Genomic DNA, 16,560 nt, shown 5'->3' on the forward strand with positions numbered 1-16,560 from the left:
TCACTGTATAAACATACAGCCAACCTGATTCAAGGATGGGAACGAAGGATAGCCCCGGCAGTGTTTTGCCATTTTCGTTACAGTCGGCGCAGAGCTTCCTGCCGCCCCAGGCCTTTCCTTTTTTCGCCGCTTGCGGCGGTTCGCCCATGACTACCGACACCAAAAAACTCTCCATGCTGCAGGTGCTGATCTGCGGCGCCACCATCGTCACGCTGTCCATGGGCATTCGCCATGGTTTTGGCCTCTGGCTGCAGCCCATCACCCAGGCCCAAGGCTGGACACGCGAGACTTTTGCCTTTGCGCTGGCGGTTCAGAACCTCTCCTGGGGCGTCTTCGGCATCTTTGCCGGCATGGCGGCCGACCGCTTTGGTGCCTTCCGCGTGATCGTGGTTGGCGCCCTGCTGTATGCGCTGGGCCTGGTGGGCATGGCCTTGTCCCCGACCGGCCTGCTGTTCACCCTGACAGCCGGCGTGCTCATCGGCGCGGCGCAGGCCGGAACGACTTACGCGGTGATTTACGGTGTCATCGGGCGCAATATCTCGGCCGACAAGCGCTCCTGGGCCATGGGCGTGGCCGCGGCGGCGGGCTCTTTCGGCCAGTTCCTGATGGTGCCGGTCGAGGGCTTCCTGATCAGCGGCCTGGGCTGGAAGGAGGCACTGCTGGTGCTGAGCGGCGCCGTGCTGCTGATCGCGCCGCTGGCGCTGGGCCTGCGCGAAGGCGGCTTTGGCGGTGGGCAAGCGCCCAAGCGCGAGCAGACCATTGCCCAGGCGCTGCGCGAAGCTTTCAAATACCCGAGCTTTCAATTGCTGATGGCGGGCTACTTTGTCTGCGGCTTCCAGGTGGTGTTTATCGGCGTACACATGCCCAGCTACCTGAAAGATAAAGGCCTGTCACCGCAGGTTGCGAGCTACGCGCTGGCGCTGATCGGCCTCTTTAATGTGTTCGGCACCTACATCGCTGGCTCGCTGGGCCAGAAGATGGCCAAGCGGAAAATCCTGGCGACGATCTACTTCTCGCGCGCCATCGTGATCGCCGTGTTTCTGGCCGCACCGCTCAGCCCGCTGAGCGTGTACATCTTTGCCAGCCTGATGGGCCTGCTCTGGCTGTCGACCGTTCCGCCGACCAACGCGGTCGTGGCGCAGATCTTTGGCATACAGCATTTGTCGATGCTGGGCGGGTTTATCTTCTTCAGCCACCAGATCGGCTCCTTCATGGGTGTCTGGCTGGGCGGCTATTTATATGACCGCACCGGCAGCTACGACATCGTCTGGTACATCGCCATCGCGCTGGGGGTTTTTGCCGCGCTGATAAACCTGCCGGTACGCGAGACGCCGATTGTTCGCGGCGGGCTCGGCAAGCTGCCGCAAGGGGCCTGACATGGCACAGAAAATCGGTCTGTGGGCGCTCGTGATCATCGCATCGCTGGGGGTATTTGCCCTCTACACACGGCCTGATTTTCTGGTCACACTCGCCAACCAGATCTGGGCTTGCTTCTAGCTTTCTGCATTCCTGCAATCTGCGCGAAGCCTGCTCCCTTTTAAAGCGATTCTGGGCTCCAGCCCAGTAAAAACGGGCGCAAGCAGCTATGAAAACAATAGTAATCACCGGAGCTTCCGACGGCATAGGCGCCGAGATGGCGCGGCAACTGGCCAAAACCCACGGCGCCGGCGTGGCGCTGGTGCTGGCGGCGCGCAATGAATCCTTGCTGGATCAAGTCGCAGGCCAATGTGCCGCCCATGGCGCGCAAACGCTGGCCGTCAAGACCGACGTCTCCATCGAAGCGCAATGCCGCCATCTGATAGACGCCGCCGTCGGGCGGTTTAGCCACATCGACGCCCTGATCAACAACGCCGGCATGTCGGCGCAGGCCCTGCTGGAAGATGTCAAGGCCGAAGACCTGGCCTGGTATGAGCAGCTGATGCGCATCAACCTGTGGGGCAGCGTGTGGTGCACCCATGCAGCGTTGCCCCATCTGAAAGCACGCCGCGGCAGCATCGTCGCCATCTCCAGCCTGGCCGGGCTGATTGGCGTGCCGGGACGCACGGCCTACAGCGCCACCAAATTCGCCATGGTGGGGTTTTTTGAGGCGCTGCGCGCTGAAATGAAAGGCGCCGGCGTCAGCGTAACCACGGCTTACCCGGGCGTGGTCGCCACCAACATCCGCCATCGCGGTTTCAACGCGGCCGGCATGCCAGCGGGCTCCAGCGGGCTGAAAGAAGACGACGCCATGAGCGTGGAGGAATGCGCGCGCCTCATCCTGCAAGGCATGGCGCGCCGCGACCGCGAAGTCGTCATGACGGCCAAGGGCAAGCTGGGCCGCTGGCTCAAGCTGATTGCGCCCGGTCGGGTGGAGGCGATGGCGCTGGCTGCGCTCAAAGACGACGTCAAGCCAACATGAAGGGGGCTTTGCACGGAACGGAGGCGCCCTCCACTTGGGTGCAACGCTGGTCGCATTTGGTGCCCAAGCGCGGTGCTGTGCTGGACGTCGCTTGCGGCCACGGGCGCCACGCCCGCTGGTTTTATGAGCGAAATCACCCTCTAGCCCTTGTAGATCGCTCACAAGCAGCTATCGAATTCATAGCAACCTCGCTTCCAGCCCTTCCGGATCGGACCGTTGAAGCGGTGGTGGCCGATATTGAAGAAGGTCCCTGGCCTTTTCCGGACCGCCAATTTGACGCCGTCGTCGTCACCAACTACCTCTGGCGCCCACTGCTGCCCACGCTTTTGGCCAGTGTGGCGCCTGGCGGCGTGCTGATTTACGAAACTTTTACGCAGGGCAATGAAACGGTGGGCAAGCCTTCGCGGCCCGACTTTTTGCTGTGGCCGGGGGAACTGCTGGAAGTTTGCCAAGGCATGCGGGTGGTGGCGTTTGAAGAGGGTTTCCATGAGAGCCCGCCGCGCTTCATCCAGCGCATTGCCGCGGTTCGCGAAGCTGCCTCGACTGCGGGTTTGCCCGCCCCGCCGCGGTATTTACTGCCTTAGGCTCTGGGTAGAATGCAGGATTGGCTTTTTGGAGCCGGCCGGCAGCATCGCCGCCAGACCATTCCCCAGGCCGCGAACGTTTACAAGCAAAGCATGAAACCCATTACTGGCAGCATCGTTGCACTGGCAACGCCCTTGCACGAAGACGGCAGCGTAGATTACCCCACACTCCGCAAGCTGGTTGACTGGCACATCGCAGAGGGAACCGACTGCATCGGCGTGGTGGGCACCACCGGCGAATCGCCCACCGTCAACGTCGAAGAACATTGCGAAATCATCCGGGTTTCGGTCGAGCAGGCCAAAAAGCGCGTGCCCATCATGGCCGGCTGCGGCGCCAACTCGACCGCCGAAGCGATCGAACTCGCCAAATTCGCCAAAGGCGTCGGTGCCGACTGCCAGTTGCAGGTCGTGCCCTACTACAACAAGCCCACCCAGGAAGGCCAGTACCGCCACTTCAAGGCGATTGCCGAGGCAGTCGGCGACCTGCCGACCGTGCTTTACAACGTGCCCGGCCGCACCGTGGCCGATATGGCCCATGCCACCGTACTGCGCCTGGCCCAGGTGCCCGGCATTGTCGGCATCAAGGAAGCCACTGGCAACATCGAGCGCGCGCAGTGGCTGATCAAGGAAGTGCCCAAGGGCTTTGCGGTGTATTCAGGCGATGACCCGACCGCGGTGGCGCTGATGCTCTGCGGCGGCCAGGGCAATGTCAGCGTGACGGCCAACGTCGCGCCGCGCCTCATGCATGAACTGTGTGTTGCCGCTGTGGCTGGCGACACCCGGCGCGCCATGGAACTGCAACTAAAACTGCTGCCGCTGCATCGAAACCTGTTTGTCGAAGCCAACCCTATTCCCGTCAAATGGGCGATGGCCCGTATGGGTCTTTGTGGTGGCACGCTGCGCCTGCCGATGACGCCGCTGGAAACATCGAACGAAGCCGCCGTGGAAACCGCTCTGCGAGCCTGTGGCCTGATTTGATTGCCTGATCCGATTTTTAAGGGAACCCAAGTGAAGATATCGTCAACACGTCCTGCATTTACCAAAGCCCGGAGCGCCGCAACCGTGTCTGCACTGGTTGCACTCGGCCTGCTCGCCGGCTGCTCCACCATCAAGGATGCGATGGAAGGCGAACGCGTCGACTACAAAAGCAGCGGCGCCAAAGCCCCTTCCCTGGCGATTCCTCCCGATCTGACACAACTCAGCCGGGAAACCCGTTATGTGGTGCCCGGCACAGCCGTGTCCGCCAGCAGCTACCAGGTGGGCCAACCCACCCAGGCCGTACAAACTGCAGCCGTGAGCGTGGGTGACGTGCGCATTGAACGCGCGGGCAGCCAACGCTGGCTTGTGGTGAACAGGCCCGCTGACAAGCTCTGGACGCCGGTTCGCGATTTCTGGCTGGAGAGCGGCTTTTTGCTGGCCCAGGACCAGGAAAACCTCGGCATCATGGAAACCGACTACGCCGAGAACCGAGCCAAACTGCCGCAGGACTTCATCCGTAGCGCCATTGGCAAAGTCTTCGACAGCCTTTACTCCACTGGCGAGCGCGACAAATTCCGCACGCGCCTGGAGCGCCGCCCGGACGGCGGTACCGAGATTTACGTGAGCCACCGCGGCATGATCGAAGTGATCACCGGCGGAAAGACCGGCAACACCGCCTCGGGCGACAGCACGGTCTGGCAGCCCCGTCCCGCCGACCCTGAACTCGAAGCCGAATTCCTGCGCCGCCTGATGGTCAAACTGGGCGTCACGCAGGAACAATCCAAGGCCCTGGTCGCTGCGGGCGCTCCCCAGAAAACATCACGCATCACGACGGTCAATAACCAGCCCGTCGTGCAGATCGATGAAGGTTTTGAGCGCGCCTGGCGCCGCGTCGGCTTGGCGCTGGACCGCACGGGATTTACCGTTGAAGATCGTGACCGCAGCCAGGGCACCTACTTTGTGCGCTACGTCGAACCCGTGACGAACAAAACCGAACCCGGCTTCTTCAGCAAGCTGTTCAGCGGCACTCCAGCCGCCACGCCGCCCCTGAAATACCGCATCGCCGTCAAGAGCCAGGGCGAAAGCACCACGGTGTCGGTCCTCAACGCACAAGGGGCGCCTGAAGCATCGGCCAATGCCCAGCGCATCGTCCAGGTGATTGCCGACGATCTGAGGTAATCGCAGTTCGCAGCTCCACTCGCAACCCAACTGACGATTTCATACCGCTGTGTTGAGGTTCAAAAGCCTGGGCAGCGGCAGTTCAGGCAATGCAACGGTGGTTGAGGCGCCGGGAATCACGCCTCTGCGCGTTCTCGTTGATTGCGGCCTTGGACTCAAGCACCTGATTTACCGGCTCGGTGAGGCGGGCCTGCAACCCGAAGACATCCACGCCGTGTTCATCACCCACGAACACGGCGACCACATTGGTTGCGCACGGTCCCTGTCACTTCGTTACCGAATCCCGGTCTGGATGAGTCATGGCACTCATGCGGCCATTGGGGCACCGGATTTTGATGGGCTGCTGCACAAGGCGCGCGATGGGAGAACCATTGACCTGGGCGGCATGCAGCTGACGCCTTTCACGGTACCGCACGATGCGCGGGAACCCCTGCAACTAAGCTGCACCGATGGCGCGTCAAAGCTGGGCATTGTGACGGACCTGGGGCACGCCACCTCTCATGTCACGGAGCATCTTGCCGCCTGCGATGCCTTGGTGCTGGAATGCAACCATGATATTGACCTGCTTGCGCAATCCTCCTATCCGGCTTTCCTGAAGCGCCGGGTGGGTGGCCAGTACGGGCATCTCTCAAACATGGCTGCCGCAGAAGTAGCGCGCGCAGTCATGCATCGGGGACTACAGCATCTGGTAGCGGCCCACCTTAGTGTGCAAAACAATCGCCCGGAACTGGTTCAAAGCCTGATGGCCGATGCTCTGGGGTGCAGCACCGAAGACATCATTGTGGCCCGGCCCGATGTCGGCACACGCTGGATCCATATCTGAGAAAGAGCACCGAGGTGCGCGCACAAGAGACATGACGCGCAAACCGCACGCCCATAAAAAAAGCCGCCTTGCGGCGGCTTTTTCGACTCGCTGAAGAATTACTTCTTCGCAGCGCTGGCAGCAGCAGCAGCGGCATCAGCAGCTGGAGGCATTGCAGCGGCTGGGGCAGATGCGTCAGCAGCAGGTGCAGATGCGGCAGCAGCGGGAGCCGATGCGTCAGCAGCAGGCGCTGGTGCTGGTGCGGCAACTGGTGCAGGTGCCGGTGCTGGAGCTTCTTCTTTCTTGCCGCAAGCAGCCAGAGCAACAGCGGCAACGATGGCTGCCAAAACGAGTGACTTGTTCATTTTTTACGATCCTTGATGATATTTAAGAAAACAATTTCCGGAAATTGCCAAAAGAAACTCAAACCGGAATTCAAGTTATTTTGACCGGGGAAAGGACTCGAGCTCTTTCTACCCAGCTTTAAATTATATGCTGGATATTACAAACCCGGGAAACCCTTACTTGACCGAGCGGCACCCTGCGGGCCTTCTAACCAAACGAACGTCCTAAAGCCCCAGCGTAGTTGCAGGAAATGACGGCGAGCTTTTCAGCAGACGCTCATTGATCCGCTCTCTCAGCGCCACCCGTCGGGCAACTTCGGAGCCGCCAACTCCAGTGCAGCGCTGCGCATCCAGCCGCTCAAATACCCAGCCGGGACCCAGCAAGGCGCTGGGCATCTCATCGGCCGCGGTCGAGGCGTTGGCACGGCATTCCACGATGTGTGCCCACGTGCGCCGCCAGGTGACAAATCGCGCGTGCTTTCGCAAAATCTCATCGTAGGTTTTGGCCAGCATCGTGAACTTGCGGCCGGTCATTGACCAATCGTTCAACGACTGGATCACCGCGCGCTCACCCAGCGGCCAATCGCCAAAATCCGGATCACACACGATGATCTCGCGCCAGCCCTGCGCAGCAGCCACCGAAAAGGATTGACGGATCAGGGCGGTGAATCCGGAGAGCCCTGTGAAACGGCCTTCCGGCAATGCGAGCGGCAAAGTGTCTGGTTTTTCAAGGTCCATAAGCTTTCTCCCAGGCAGGCACAAACAGGTCAGGAATCAGTGGACACCGGCTCTTGCTGCAGCCAGCCGGCGTCATGCCAGTCGCCCAACAGGGTCATCGCGGAGACGCTGGCTTTTCGCAGCTCGCGCGGCGAAAGGCAACGCTGGTCAGCCAACCGATGCATGAGGACAGCATCGGAGCCTTTGGCACGGTAACTCTCACCATTGATGAACACATGATTGGTGTCATACATCATCTTGGTGCGCACATCAAGCTGGACGCCGGCCTGTCCCGCCCGTGCGGCGTCCGCGTCCCACCCATGCACGGCTTCGTCGAACCAGACAGACGATTTAGGCTCAGTCATGTATTCCCCCAGCGCGCAGGCCACCGCCAACGGGTCTTTCAGCGCATCCAGAACCGCCTGACCGGCAAAGGCAGCAAGGCCCGGGGGCAAGGCGGCCGGAGCCGCTGTTGCCACCTGGTCAGGATCACGGTAAAGGGATGCCGGTCTTGACGGGCTGCGGACGCCGGCGGAAGGATCGGCCTCGCTGTCGTCCCGGCTTCGGTCTTCGCTGAATTCCGCAAGGCGATGGAGCAGTTCCGCAGCAATCTCGCTTCGCCCCGGCGCCCTGAACCCGATGGAGTAGGTCATGCAATCAGCGGCCTTCCCGCCGCTCCCGCCGCCTCGGTCCGGCGCCTCGGCAATCCCGTCATGTGCGTAACGAGGAGGCAGGTACAGCATGTCGCCGGCCTCCAGCACAAATTCCTCCTCGGGCTCGAAGTTTTGCAAAATCTTCAGCGGCATGCCCTCTTGCAGGGTCAGGTCTTTCTGCCGTCCGATCTTCCAGCGCCGTCTGCCGCTGGCCTGCAGCAGAAACACGTCATAGCTGTCAAAGTGCGGCCCTACACCGCCTCCGGGCGTGGCAAACGAAATCATCAGGTCGTCGAGCCTTGCATCGGGCACAAAGCGGAACTTCTGCAAGAGCGCATGCGCGCCTGCGTCATGCAGGTCAACACCCTGCACCAGCAAGGTCCAGGCTTGCTGGCTCAACGGCGGCAGGCTTCGCGCGGCAAACGGGCCCTGCTTCATCCGCCATCCCTTGGCTTGCTGGGCGATCAGGCGGGACTCCACGTGCTCACGAGCCGCCAGCTTGAACAGCTCTGCGCGGCTGAGCACGGGCTGCATTCCGGGTATTGCCTGGCGAACAAGAAGCGGTTTTTTCTGCCAGTGCCGGCGCATGAATTGCGCCGGGCTCAGGCCGGCAAGGAGCTCTAGAGATTGATTTACATCCATGGGACAATTGTCGGATGAAAATCACCCCGCAATGCGTCGTAGCCCTGACATGGACGCTGAAAGACACCCTGGGCGATGTGCTTGACGAACTGGATGAGCCGGTCGAATTTCTGCTCGGCGGCGATGACCTCCTCGCAAAAATCGAAGAGGCGTTACAGGGCCATGAAGCCGGAGAGAAGCTGGAGCTTCACCTTGAGCCCGAGAACGCTTTTGGTGATTACGACGAAAACCTGGTCTTCCTCGAACCGCGCACGATCTTCCCAGCCGAACTGGAAGAAGGCATGACTTTCGACGGCATGGCCCTTCCGCAAGGAAACAGCGGACAAGCGCCACATGACCACATCTATACGGTCACTGAAATCTACCCCGAACACGTGGTGCTCGACGGCAACCACCCTCTCGCAGGCATCGCCATCCGGTTAAGCCTCAAGGTTGAAGCCGTGCGAGAGGCTAGCGAAAAAGAAATCGGCCAGGGGTCACTTGGCACCGGTTTTTTTAAACTTGAACCGATCACCCCCGGAAGCGGCACGCTGCACTGAAATTCCGGGGTTCCGGACCTGAGAAAACCGATCATCTCCGTAGGGAATGGTCGGTTCTCAGGTGCGAATAAACCGTGTTTTTACATCAGCCGGTTGATCTGGCCGTTTTCAATCTTCACACGGTCTCCCACGCGAAGGTTGCCATAGCTGGGAACGTCATAGGCGCGCGAGCTGCCGTTGTCGAGTTGCACGGACACGCGGTAGCTCTCACGAACGGTTGCGTTACGGTTTTTCTCGATAGCGTTGCCGGCGACTGCCCCGCCGACGGCCCCCGCCACTGTGGCAGCGTCCCTGCCGCTACCGCCGCCAATCTGGTGGCCCACCACGGCACCCGCCACACCACCCAAGACCGCCCCTACACCTGAGCCGCGGCCTTTTTCTGAGGTCTGGATGGCTTCCACATTGATGACCCGTCCATACTCAACATAGTTGTTTTGCTGATTGGCGGGGTAAGACGAAACCGGATAGGTTGAAGTGGTTGCTGGATAGTTCGAATCGCCACCGCTCTGGGGCATGGGCGCACAGGCGGTCAAACCCGCCAGTGCCAGCACAGCAGAAACCGAGGAAATAAAGCGGAAGGTGTTTTGCATGAGTCGCTCCTGTTAATAAGTTCATGAGTGCCCCGGCACCTGCTACCGGCTCATTTGTGCAAGAAAGCTGGTACCAGGAGCGTGGAGACTCCCATGACTCATTAAGGACATGACGCTACAAATGCCGGGTGGGGTTTAAAGCTGCTCCTACGTGGGAGCGTTGTCGCAGGGGTTGTAGGAAAACGCCCCTCCCGGCAGGCGTTACCCCCGATGGTGAACGTTCAGGCCTTGCCAGTGGAACCGTACCCACCTTCACCACGTTCGCTGGCGGGAAATTCCGCCACCACATTGAATTGCGCCTGCACGACAGGCACGATCATCAGTTGCGCAATCCGCTCCATGGGCTCGATGGTGAAGGGCACATCGCTGCGGTTCCAGGCGCTGACCATCAGCTGCCCCTGGTAATCGCTGTCGATCAGCCCGACAAGATTACCCAGCACGATGCCGTGCTTGTGACCCAGCCCTGAGCGCGGCAGGATCAGCGCAGCATAGCCGGGGTTGTGCAGGTAAATCGCAATGCCGGTCGGGACCAGCTGCCAGGCATTGGCAGCCAGCGTGAGCGGAGCGTCAAGACAGGCGCGCAAATCAAGGCCGGCACTGCCGGGTGTTGCATAAGCGGGAAGATTTCCCTGAAGCCGCGGATCGAGAATTTTGACGTCGATTTGCATGGGTTATTTTTGCCGGGTTTGTTGATTCTTTTTTGCCTCTTCAGCAGCTTGCCGGGCCAACTCTCGCAAGCGCCGGACTAGCGCACCTGAAGAGCTGCGGTTGACCTTGAATATCACCCATGCCGCATAAGCCAGCAGCGCGGGAAAGAACAAAAATCCGGTTCCCGGTACGAACCTGGCCAATGCCTGGGTGACGATCCACAAGCCCACCACCCACTTGATATGCGTGAGGAGCGACATCCCTGCCATGGGCGCAACGTCCAGTTTCAGGGAAGGGGTGCCAGAACTCGCGGAAAAACGGGATGAAGAAGGTTGAACAGCCGCACTCTTTTGACTCTGAGGCCCTAGCAAATCCTCTCGGGCCCCAGGTGCCGCATTGGCACCAGTCAGGCGCTCCACATAACTCGCAAAGTCGCCATCAGGCGGTGTATCCGACGGGTGAATCATGAGGTTCCCACTTTCTTGCCTGACTGCGCCAACGCGATCCGGCTCGCAATTTCCTGCACCAACCGGCGCGCGAGCGAAAGCTTGGATGCCTTGGGCAGCTCGGTACGCCCCCGCGCATCCACCAGCAGCAGCGCGTTGTGGTCCTGCCCAAAAGTATCAGGGCCAATATTGCCCACCAGAAGTGGCACTTTTTTGCGCAGGCGCTTGGCCTCTGCATTTTCAGCCAGGTCCTGGCTTTCAGCCGCAAAGCCCACGCAAAACAGCCTGCCGGCCTGGGCGGCTGGCGACTGCGCAACTGTAGCCAGAATGTCCGTGTTCTCGGTAAAGACCAGTTGCGGCGTCTGGCCGGAGCCGTCTTTCTTGATTTTTTGCGCTGAAGGCGCGGCTGGCCGCCAGTCGGCGACAGCCGCCGTTGCTATAAAAACAGTAGCTGCCTGCGCTCTCCCAACCACGGCTTCGAGCATATTTTGTGCAGATCTGACGTCAATACGGGCCACACCACGCGGTGTCGGAAGGCCCACAGGGCCAGCCACCAATGTGACCTCGGCGCCCGCCTCCCTGGCCGCGCGCGCTATGGCAAAACCCATCTTGCCACTCGACAGGTTGGTAATTCCGCGCACGGGGTCGATGGCCTCGTAGGTAGGGCCCGCAGTCACCAGTACGTGTTGGCCGGCAAGCACTTTGGGCGCAAAGAAAGCGACCACGTCTTCGAGAATCTGCTCGGGTTCCAGCATGCGCCCGTCACCGGTTTCCCCGCAAGCCTGGAAGCCGCTGCCCACGCCCAGGACGGTGGCACCGTCGGCGTTCAGCTGCACAAAGTTGCGTTGCGTGGCCGGATGCGCGTACATCTCGCGGTTCATCGCTGGCGCCACCAGCAGCGGAACCTTGTCGATGGGGCGGGCCAGGCACATCAGGCTCAGCAGGTCATCGGCACGGCCATGGAGCAACTTGGCCATGAAGTCGGCGCTCATGGGAGCAATCAGGATGGCATCCGATTCTCGCGACAGGTTGATGTGCGCCATGTTGTTCGCCTCGCGGCTGTCCCACTGGCTGGTGTAGACCGGCCGGCCGCTGAGGGCCTGCATGGTGACGGGCGTGATGAACTGCTCGGCCGCCTCGGTCATGACCACCTGCACGGTAGCACCTGCCTTGATCAGGGCCCGGCACAACTCTGCCGCCTTGTAACAGGCTATTCCGCCCGACAAGCCCAGCACGATGTGTTTGCCAGACAGGTCGAGGGGCCCATCGTCAGCAGCGCCATTCCCCGGAAGGTTCTCTTGATTCGTCATGTTCCGCAATGTAGCAGTTGGAAGGGCCCCCACGCTTTTCGCTTCGCGTAATACGCTGCCCCCCGAGGGGGCGCTGCGCCTGCGGCCCGGCAAAGCCGGTTCCGCGGCCGCTGCTGGCTTGTTGTGGCCACAGCCTGTTATTCGTGGGCTGCGCCATGCAAGCCCGAAACGGCTTTCGGCCGAAATTCAGCAGCTCTCAAGGGGTATCACGACACGCAACCCGTATAATCTCCGTTTACCACCTCTACGAACTTGCGGTTCGTACCTGACATGACCAAATTTGTCTTCGTCACCGGCGGTGTGGTGTCTTCCCTGGGCAAGGGAATCGCCTCAGCCTCCTTAGCTGCGATCCTCGAATCGCGAGGCCTCAAAGTCACTCTTATCAAGCTTGATCCCTACCTCAACGTGGATCCGGGCACGATGTCGCCTTTTCAGCACGGTGAAGTTTTTGTGACCGACGACGGCGCCGAAACTGACCTGGACCTTGGCCACTATGAACGTTTCATCGAAACGCGCATGCGCAAGGCTAACAACTTCACCACCGGCCAGATCTACAAAAGCGTGCTTGAAAAAGAACGCCGCGGTGACTACCTGGGCAAGACCGTACAGGTCATCCCGCACGTCACGAATGAAATCCAGGAATTCGTCAAGCGCGGCGCCGGCTACGAAACCCCCGACGCAGTTGACGTCGCCATCGTGGAAATCGGCGGTACGGTCGGTGACATCGAGTCCCTTCCCTTCCTCGAAGCCGTACGGCAGATGAGCCTGCGGCTGGGCGCCAACAACACCGCGTTTGTGCACCTGAGCTACGTGCCCTGGATCGCCGCCGCCGGCGAGCTCAAAACCAAGCCAACCCAGCACACGGCCAAGCAACTGCGCGAAATCGGTATCCAGGCAGACGTACTGCTGTGCCGCGCAGACCGCCGCATCCCCGACGAAGAGCGCGAAAAAATCTCGCTGTTCTCCAATGTCCCCGAGTGGGGCGTGATCTCCATGTGGGACGTTGACACGATTTACAAGGTACCGCGCATGCTGCACGAGCAGGGCCTGGACGGCCTGATCTGCGACAAGCTGCGCCTCAACACACCGCCGGCCAACCTCAGGCGCTGGGACGACCTGGTCTATGAAACCGAGCACCCGCAGACCGAAGTCCACATCGCCATGGTCGGCAAGTATGTCGACCTCTCCGACAGCTACAAGTCGCTCAACGAAGCGCTGCGCCATGCCGGCATGAAGAACCATGCCAAGGTCGTCATTGAATACGTCGACTCCGAAACCATCACACCGGACAACGTCTCGCGCCTGGCGCGCTTCGATGGCATCCTGGTTCCCGGCGGTTTCGGTGTTCGCGGTGTCGAAGGCAAGATTTGCGCAGCCCGTTTCGCCCGTGAGCAAAAAATGCCTTACCTCGGAATCTGCCTGGGCATGCAGGTAGCCACCATCGAGTTCGCACGCCATGTTGCAGGCCTGAAGGATGCCAACAGCACCGAGTTCGATGCCGCTACCCCGCATCCCGTCATCGCGCTGATCACCGAGTGGAAAGACGCCGACGGCACGATCAAGACGCGTGACGCCAAGTCCGACCTGGGCGGCACCATGCGGCTGGGCGCGCAAAGCTCGGACGTTGCCAAAGGCACGCTGGCGCACAAGATTTATGGCGATGTCGTCACAGAGCGCCACCGCCACCGCTATGAAGCCAACGTCAACTATCTCGACGCCCTGCGCGCATCGGGCCTGGTGATCTCTGCGCTGACACAGCGTGAGCAACTCACTGAAATTGTCGAGCTGCCACAAGACGTTCACCCCTGGTTTGTCGGCGTGCAGTTCCACCCCGAATTCAAGTCCACGCCCTGGGACGGCCATCCGCTGTTCAACGCCTATATCGCGGCCGTACTCAAACAGCGCGCCACGGCAGGCCAGGATCCAAAAGCTGCCACCAAGCCCCTGAAGGCGGTAGCCTGACCATGAAACTCTGCGGATTCGACATTGGCCTGAACCAGCCGTTTTTCCTGATAGCAGGCCCTTGCGTAGTGGAGTCCGAGCAATTGCAGATGGATGCCGCCGGCACACTCAAGGAAATCACGTCCTCGCTGGGCATTCCCTTTATCTTCAAAAGCAGTTTCGACAAGGCCAATCGCACCAGCGAAACGGCTTTTCGCGGACTGGGCACGGAAAAAGGGCTGGAGATTCTGGCCAAGGTCAAAAAAGAAATCGGCGTGCCGGTGCTGACCGACATCCACTCAGAAGACCAGATCGCCCAGGTCGCCAAGGTCGTTGACGTGCTGCAAACACCGGCGCTGCTGTGCCGCCAGACTGACTTCATCCACGCCGTCGCGCTGTCTGGCCTGCCGGTGAATATCAAGAAGGGCCAGTTCATGGCCCCGGGCGACATGAAGAACGTCATCATCAAGGCACGTGCGGCCGTCAAGGCGGCCGGTCTGCCGGAAGACAACTTCATGGCCTGCGAACGCGGCGCCAGCTTTGGCTACAACAACCTGGTCAGCGACATGCGCAGCTTGGCGATCATGCGCGAGACCAACGCGCCAGTCGTGTTTGACGCGACCCACTCGGTGCAGCTGCCCGGCGGCCAAGGCACCAGCAGCGGTGGCGTACGCGAGATGGTGCCGGTGCTGGCGCGCGCAGCGGTGGCCGTCGGCGTCTCCGGCCTGTTCATGGAAACGCATCCGGACCCGGCCAAGGCCTTGTGCGACGGTCCCAATGCCGTGCCGCTCAAGCACATGAAGGCGCTGCTGGAGACCTTGCTTGAGCTGGACCGCGTGACCAAGAAAAACGGCTTCCTCGAAAACAGCTTCACCGCCTGAACCCACACCCAACCACGGACACCAGACAAGCCATGACACCCGCCTACATCATCGTCGACATGAAAATCACCGACCCCGAGCAGTACAAGCAGTACATGGCTGCCGCGCCCGCCACAGTAGCGGCCGCTGGGGGCGAATACCTGGTGCGCGGGGGTAAATTTGAGACGCTGGAAGGCAACTGGCAACCGGCACGCATCGCAATGCTGCGCTTCCCCAGCTACGAGAAGGCCAAGGCCTTTTACGACGACGAGATGTACCGTGCCGTACGCGCCAAGCGTGCTGGCGCCACCGAGTTTTTCAATATGGTGCTGGTCGAAGGCGTTGCCGCCCCGGTCTGATCCCCTCTCTTTAAAAAAGGAACTAAATGAGCGCAATTGTTGATATCGTCGGCCGCGAAATTCTCGACAGCCGTGGCAACCCTACCGTTGAGTGCGATGTGTTGCTGGAGTCCGGCGTCATGGGCCGCGCAGCAGTGCCTTCAGGCGCCTCCACCGGTTCGCGTGAAGCCATCGAACTGCGTGACGGCGACAAGTCGCGCTACCTGGGCAAGGGCGTGCTCAAGGCCGTCGAGCACATCAACACCGAAATCTCCGAGGCCGTGCTGGGCCTGGACGCCAGCGAGCAGGCCTTCCTGGACCGCACGCTGATCGACCTGGATGGCACCGACAACAAATCCCGCCTGGGTGCCAACGCGACGCTGGCTGTCAGCATGGCCGTGGCACGCGCAGCCGCCGAAGAAGCCGGCCTGCCCCTGTACCGTTATTTCGGCGGCAGCGGCGCCATGCAAATGCCCGTGCCCATGATGAACGTGGTCAATGGCGGCGCACACGCCAACAACAACCTGGACCTGCAGGAACTGATGATCATCCCGGTGGGCGCACCAAGCTTTCGCGAAGCCGTGCGTTACGGCGCTGAAGTCTTCCATGCTCTCAAGAAAATCCTGCACGACAAGGGCATGAGTGTGGCCGTCGGCGACGAAGGCGGTTTTGCCCCCAATGTGGCCAACCATGAAGCAGCCATCCAGATGATCCTGGAAGCCATCGACGCGGCCGGTTACGTTGCAGGCGAGCAAATTGCCCTGGGCCTGGATTGCGCGGCTTCAGAGTTCTACAAGGATGGCAAATATGTTTTGGGCGCCGAAGGCCTGAGCCTGGACGCCACCGAATGGACCAACATCCTCGCAACCTGGGTCGACAAATACCCCATCATCAGCATCGAGGACGGCATGGCCGAAGGCGACTGGGACGGCTGGAAAACTCTTACCGAGCGCTTGGGTAAAAAAGTGCAGCTGGTTGGCGATGACCTGTTCGTCACCAACACCAAGATCCTCAAGGAAGGCATCGACAAACAGATCGCCAACTCGATCCTGATCAAGATCAACCAGATCGGCACCCTTACGGAAACCTTCGCCGCCATCGAGATGGCCAAGCGCGCCGGCTACACCGCCGTCATAAGCCATCGCTCGGGTGAGACTGAAGACTCCACGATCGCCGACATCGCCGTCGGCACGAATGCTGGCCAGATCAAGACCGGTTCGCTCTCGCGCTCGGACCGCATGGCCAAGTACAACCAGCTTCTGCGCATCGAAGAAGACCTGGGTGACATCGCGTCCTACCCTGGCCGCGATGCCTTTTACAACCTCAAGTAAATGGCCCCCACGCTCGTCGCTTCGCGTACTTCGCTGCCCCCCGAGGGGGCGCGTTTTTTCTTGGGGCGGCCCGGCGAAAAGCCTTTGGCCCCCACGCTCGTCGCTTCGCGTACTTCGCTGCCCCCCGAGGGGGCGCATTTTTTCTTGGGGCGGCCCGGCGAAAAGCCTTTGGCCCCCACGCTCGTCGCTTCGCGTACTTCGCTGCCCCCCGAGGGGGCGCGTTTTTTCTTGGGGCGGCCCGGCGAAAAAAGCTCGGCCTC

Annotated in this window: 18 protein-coding genes; 11 read left to right on the plus strand and 7 right to left on the minus strand. The window is 60.9% G+C overall.

What is annotated here, in order from left to right; genetic code table 11:
* Window positions 1-146: 146 nt before the first annotated feature.
* The 6 genes from ACQ4MS_RS00845 to ACQ4MS_RS00870 all read left to right on the plus strand — a co-directional run bounded on the left by ACQ4MS_RS00845 (window position 147) and on the right by ACQ4MS_RS00870 (window position 5,962).
* On the plus strand, window positions 147-1,376 hold the full coding sequence (locus tag ACQ4MS_RS00845) for an MFS transporter (protein WP_431097098.1): 1,230 nt from the start codon (window positions 147-149) through the stop codon (window positions 1,374-1,376).
* Between the two features lie 209 nt (window positions 1,377-1,585).
* The gene (locus tag ACQ4MS_RS00850) at window positions 1,586-2,398 is read left to right on the plus strand and encodes an SDR family oxidoreductase (RefSeq protein WP_431097099.1); all 813 of its coding nucleotides are present in this window, start codon (window positions 1,586-1,588) and stop codon (window positions 2,396-2,398) included.
* Complete coding sequence (locus tag ACQ4MS_RS00855; protein WP_431097101.1) at window positions 2,395-2,982, plus strand: class I SAM-dependent methyltransferase; 588 nt, start codon at window positions 2,395-2,397, stop codon at window positions 2,980-2,982. Before ACQ4MS_RS00850 ends, ACQ4MS_RS00855 begins: the two co-directional genes overlap by 4 nt.
* A gap of 93 nt (window positions 2,983-3,075) precedes the next feature.
* On the plus strand, window positions 3,076-3,960 hold the full coding sequence (dapA, locus tag ACQ4MS_RS00860; protein WP_431097102.1) for a 4-hydroxy-tetrahydrodipicolinate synthase: 885 nt from the start codon (window positions 3,076-3,078) through the stop codon (window positions 3,958-3,960).
* Between the two features lie 84 nt (window positions 3,961-4,044).
* Complete coding sequence (gene bamC, locus ACQ4MS_RS00865) at window positions 4,045-5,139, plus strand: outer membrane protein assembly factor BamC (protein WP_431097104.1); 1,095 nt, start codon at window positions 4,045-4,047, stop codon at window positions 5,137-5,139.
* A gap of 49 nt (window positions 5,140-5,188) precedes the next feature.
* Window positions 5,189-5,962 (plus strand): MBL fold metallo-hydrolase, encoded by a 774-nt coding sequence (locus ACQ4MS_RS00870; protein ID WP_431097105.1) that lies wholly within the window; start codon window positions 5,189-5,191, stop codon window positions 5,960-5,962.
* Window positions 5,963-6,060: 98 nt separating this feature from the next.
* On the opposite strand, the gene ACQ4MS_RS00875 is transcribed toward ACQ4MS_RS00870, so the two are convergent.
* From ACQ4MS_RS00875 to ACQ4MS_RS00885, 3 genes are all read right to left on the minus strand, one after another.
* Window positions 6,061-6,306 (minus strand): hypothetical protein, encoded by a 246-nt coding sequence (locus ACQ4MS_RS00875; protein ID WP_431097107.1) that lies wholly within the window; start codon window positions 6,304-6,306, stop codon window positions 6,061-6,063.
* A 204-nt stretch (window positions 6,307-6,510) separates the two neighbouring features.
* The gene (locus ACQ4MS_RS00880) at window positions 6,511-7,023 is read right to left on the minus strand and encodes a hypothetical protein (protein WP_431097109.1); all 513 of its coding nucleotides are present in this window, start codon (window positions 7,021-7,023) and stop codon (window positions 6,511-6,513) included.
* A gap of 29 nt (window positions 7,024-7,052) precedes the next feature.
* Window positions 7,053-8,297 carry a JmjC domain-containing protein gene (locus ACQ4MS_RS00885; protein WP_431097111.1) on the minus strand — a complete coding sequence of 415 codons (1,245 nt, stop codon included), beginning with the start codon at window positions 8,295-8,297 and terminating at the stop codon, window positions 7,053-7,055.
* A gap of 14 nt (window positions 8,298-8,311) precedes the next feature.
* On the opposite strand from ACQ4MS_RS00885, the gene ACQ4MS_RS00890 reads away from it, so the two are divergent.
* On the plus strand, window positions 8,312-8,836 hold the full coding sequence (locus ACQ4MS_RS00890; RefSeq protein WP_431097113.1) for an FKBP-type peptidyl-prolyl cis-trans isomerase: 525 nt from the start codon (window positions 8,312-8,314) through the stop codon (window positions 8,834-8,836).
* An 80-nt stretch (window positions 8,837-8,916) separates the two neighbouring features.
* On the opposite strand, the gene ACQ4MS_RS00895 is transcribed toward ACQ4MS_RS00890, so the two are convergent.
* From ACQ4MS_RS00895 to coaBC, 4 genes are all read right to left on the minus strand, one after another.
* The gene (locus tag ACQ4MS_RS00895) at window positions 8,917-9,426 is read right to left on the minus strand and encodes a glycine zipper 2TM domain-containing protein (protein WP_431097115.1); all 510 of its coding nucleotides are present in this window, start codon (window positions 9,424-9,426) and stop codon (window positions 8,917-8,919) included.
* A 221-nt stretch (window positions 9,427-9,647) separates the two neighbouring features.
* Complete coding sequence (dut, locus tag ACQ4MS_RS00900) at window positions 9,648-10,094, minus strand: dUTP diphosphatase (RefSeq protein ID WP_431097116.1); 447 nt, start codon at window positions 10,092-10,094, stop codon at window positions 9,648-9,650.
* A 3-nt stretch (window positions 10,095-10,097) separates the two neighbouring features.
* A complete protein-coding gene (locus ACQ4MS_RS00905; protein ID WP_431097117.1) occupies window positions 10,098-10,541 on the minus strand; it encodes a hypothetical protein in 444 nt (147 codons plus the stop codon).
* On the minus strand, window positions 10,538-11,830 hold the full coding sequence (coaBC, locus tag ACQ4MS_RS00910) for a bifunctional phosphopantothenoylcysteine decarboxylase/phosphopantothenate--cysteine ligase CoaBC (RefSeq protein ID WP_431097119.1): 1,293 nt from the start codon (window positions 11,828-11,830) through the stop codon (window positions 10,538-10,540). The genes ACQ4MS_RS00905 and coaBC overlap by 4 nt, the downstream gene beginning before the upstream one ends.
* Window positions 11,831-12,100: 270 nt before the next feature.
* Here coaBC and ACQ4MS_RS00915 point away from each other — a divergent pair, with 270 nt between their 5' ends.
* From ACQ4MS_RS00915 to eno, 4 genes are read left to right on the plus strand one after another with little or no spacing between them, the layout of a single operon-like run.
* The gene (locus ACQ4MS_RS00915; protein WP_431097120.1) at window positions 12,101-13,792 is read left to right on the plus strand and encodes a CTP synthase; all 1,692 of its coding nucleotides are present in this window, start codon (window positions 12,101-12,103) and stop codon (window positions 13,790-13,792) included.
* 2 nt (window positions 13,793-13,794) lie between these two features.
* Window positions 13,795-14,652 (plus strand): 3-deoxy-8-phosphooctulonate synthase, encoded by an 858-nt coding sequence (kdsA, locus tag ACQ4MS_RS00920; RefSeq protein ID WP_431097122.1) that lies wholly within the window; start codon window positions 13,795-13,797, stop codon window positions 14,650-14,652.
* Window positions 14,653-14,684: 32 nt separating this feature from the next.
* On the plus strand, window positions 14,685-14,990 hold the full coding sequence (locus tag ACQ4MS_RS00925; RefSeq protein WP_431097123.1) for a DUF1330 domain-containing protein: 306 nt from the start codon (window positions 14,685-14,687) through the stop codon (window positions 14,988-14,990).
* A gap of 26 nt (window positions 14,991-15,016) precedes the next feature.
* Window positions 15,017-16,300, plus strand: coding sequence for a phosphopyruvate hydratase (gene eno, locus ACQ4MS_RS00930; protein WP_431097124.1), 1,284 nt, complete (start codon window positions 15,017-15,019; stop codon window positions 16,298-16,300).
* Window positions 16,301-16,560 lie beyond the last annotated feature (260 nt).

Origin of the sequence: Polaromonas aquatica (assembly GCF_050626995.1) — a bacterium.
GTDB lineage: Bacteria > Pseudomonadota > Gammaproteobacteria > Burkholderiales > Burkholderiaceae_C > Polaromonas > Polaromonas aquatica_A.

What these genes read in the sequence shown, in the direction of transcription:
- coaBC (WP_431097119.1), bottom strand. Translation starts at nt 11,830, where the DNA reads ATGACGAATCAAGAGAACCTTCCGGGGAATGGCGCTGCTGACGATGGG.
- ACQ4MS_RS00850 (WP_431097099.1), top strand. Translation starts at nt 1,586, where the DNA reads ATGAAAACAATAGTAATCACCGGAGCTTCCGACGGCATAGGCGCCGAG.
- ACQ4MS_RS00925 (WP_431097123.1), top strand. Translation starts at nt 14,685, where the DNA reads ATGACACCCGCCTACATCATCGTCGACATGAAAATCACCGACCCCGAG.
- ACQ4MS_RS00855 (WP_431097101.1), top strand. Translation starts at nt 2,395, where the DNA reads ATGAAGGGGGCTTTGCACGGAACGGAGGCGCCCTCCACTTGGGTGCAA.
- dut (WP_431097116.1), bottom strand. Translation starts at nt 10,094, where the DNA reads ATGCAAATCGACGTCAAAATTCTCGATCCGCGGCTTCAGGGAAATCTT.
- ACQ4MS_RS00845 (WP_431097098.1), top strand. Translation starts at nt 147, where the DNA reads ATGACTACCGACACCAAAAAACTCTCCATGCTGCAGGTGCTGATCTGC.
- ACQ4MS_RS00875 (WP_431097107.1), bottom strand. Translation starts at nt 6,306, where the DNA reads ATGAACAAGTCACTCGTTTTGGCAGCCATCGTTGCCGCTGTTGCTCTG.
- dapA (WP_431097102.1), top strand. Translation starts at nt 3,076, where the DNA reads ATGAAACCCATTACTGGCAGCATCGTTGCACTGGCAACGCCCTTGCAC.
- eno (WP_431097124.1), top strand. Translation starts at nt 15,017, where the DNA reads ATGAGCGCAATTGTTGATATCGTCGGCCGCGAAATTCTCGACAGCCGT.
- ACQ4MS_RS00905 (WP_431097117.1), bottom strand. Translation starts at nt 10,541, where the DNA reads ATGATTCACCCGTCGGATACACCGCCTGATGGCGACTTTGCGAGTTAT.
- ACQ4MS_RS00880 (WP_431097109.1), bottom strand. Translation starts at nt 7,023, where the DNA reads ATGGACCTTGAAAAACCAGACACTTTGCCGCTCGCATTGCCGGAAGGC.
- kdsA (WP_431097122.1), top strand. Translation starts at nt 13,795, where the DNA reads ATGAAACTCTGCGGATTCGACATTGGCCTGAACCAGCCGTTTTTCCTG.
- ACQ4MS_RS00885 (WP_431097111.1), bottom strand. Translation starts at nt 8,297, where the DNA reads ATGGATGTAAATCAATCTCTAGAGCTCCTTGCCGGCCTGAGCCCGGCG.
- ACQ4MS_RS00915 (WP_431097120.1), top strand. Translation starts at nt 12,101, where the DNA reads ATGACCAAATTTGTCTTCGTCACCGGCGGTGTGGTGTCTTCCCTGGGC.
- ACQ4MS_RS00890 (WP_431097113.1), top strand. Translation starts at nt 8,312, where the DNA reads ATGAAAATCACCCCGCAATGCGTCGTAGCCCTGACATGGACGCTGAAA.
- ACQ4MS_RS00895 (WP_431097115.1), bottom strand. Translation starts at nt 9,426, where the DNA reads ATGCAAAACACCTTCCGCTTTATTTCCTCGGTTTCTGCTGTGCTGGCA.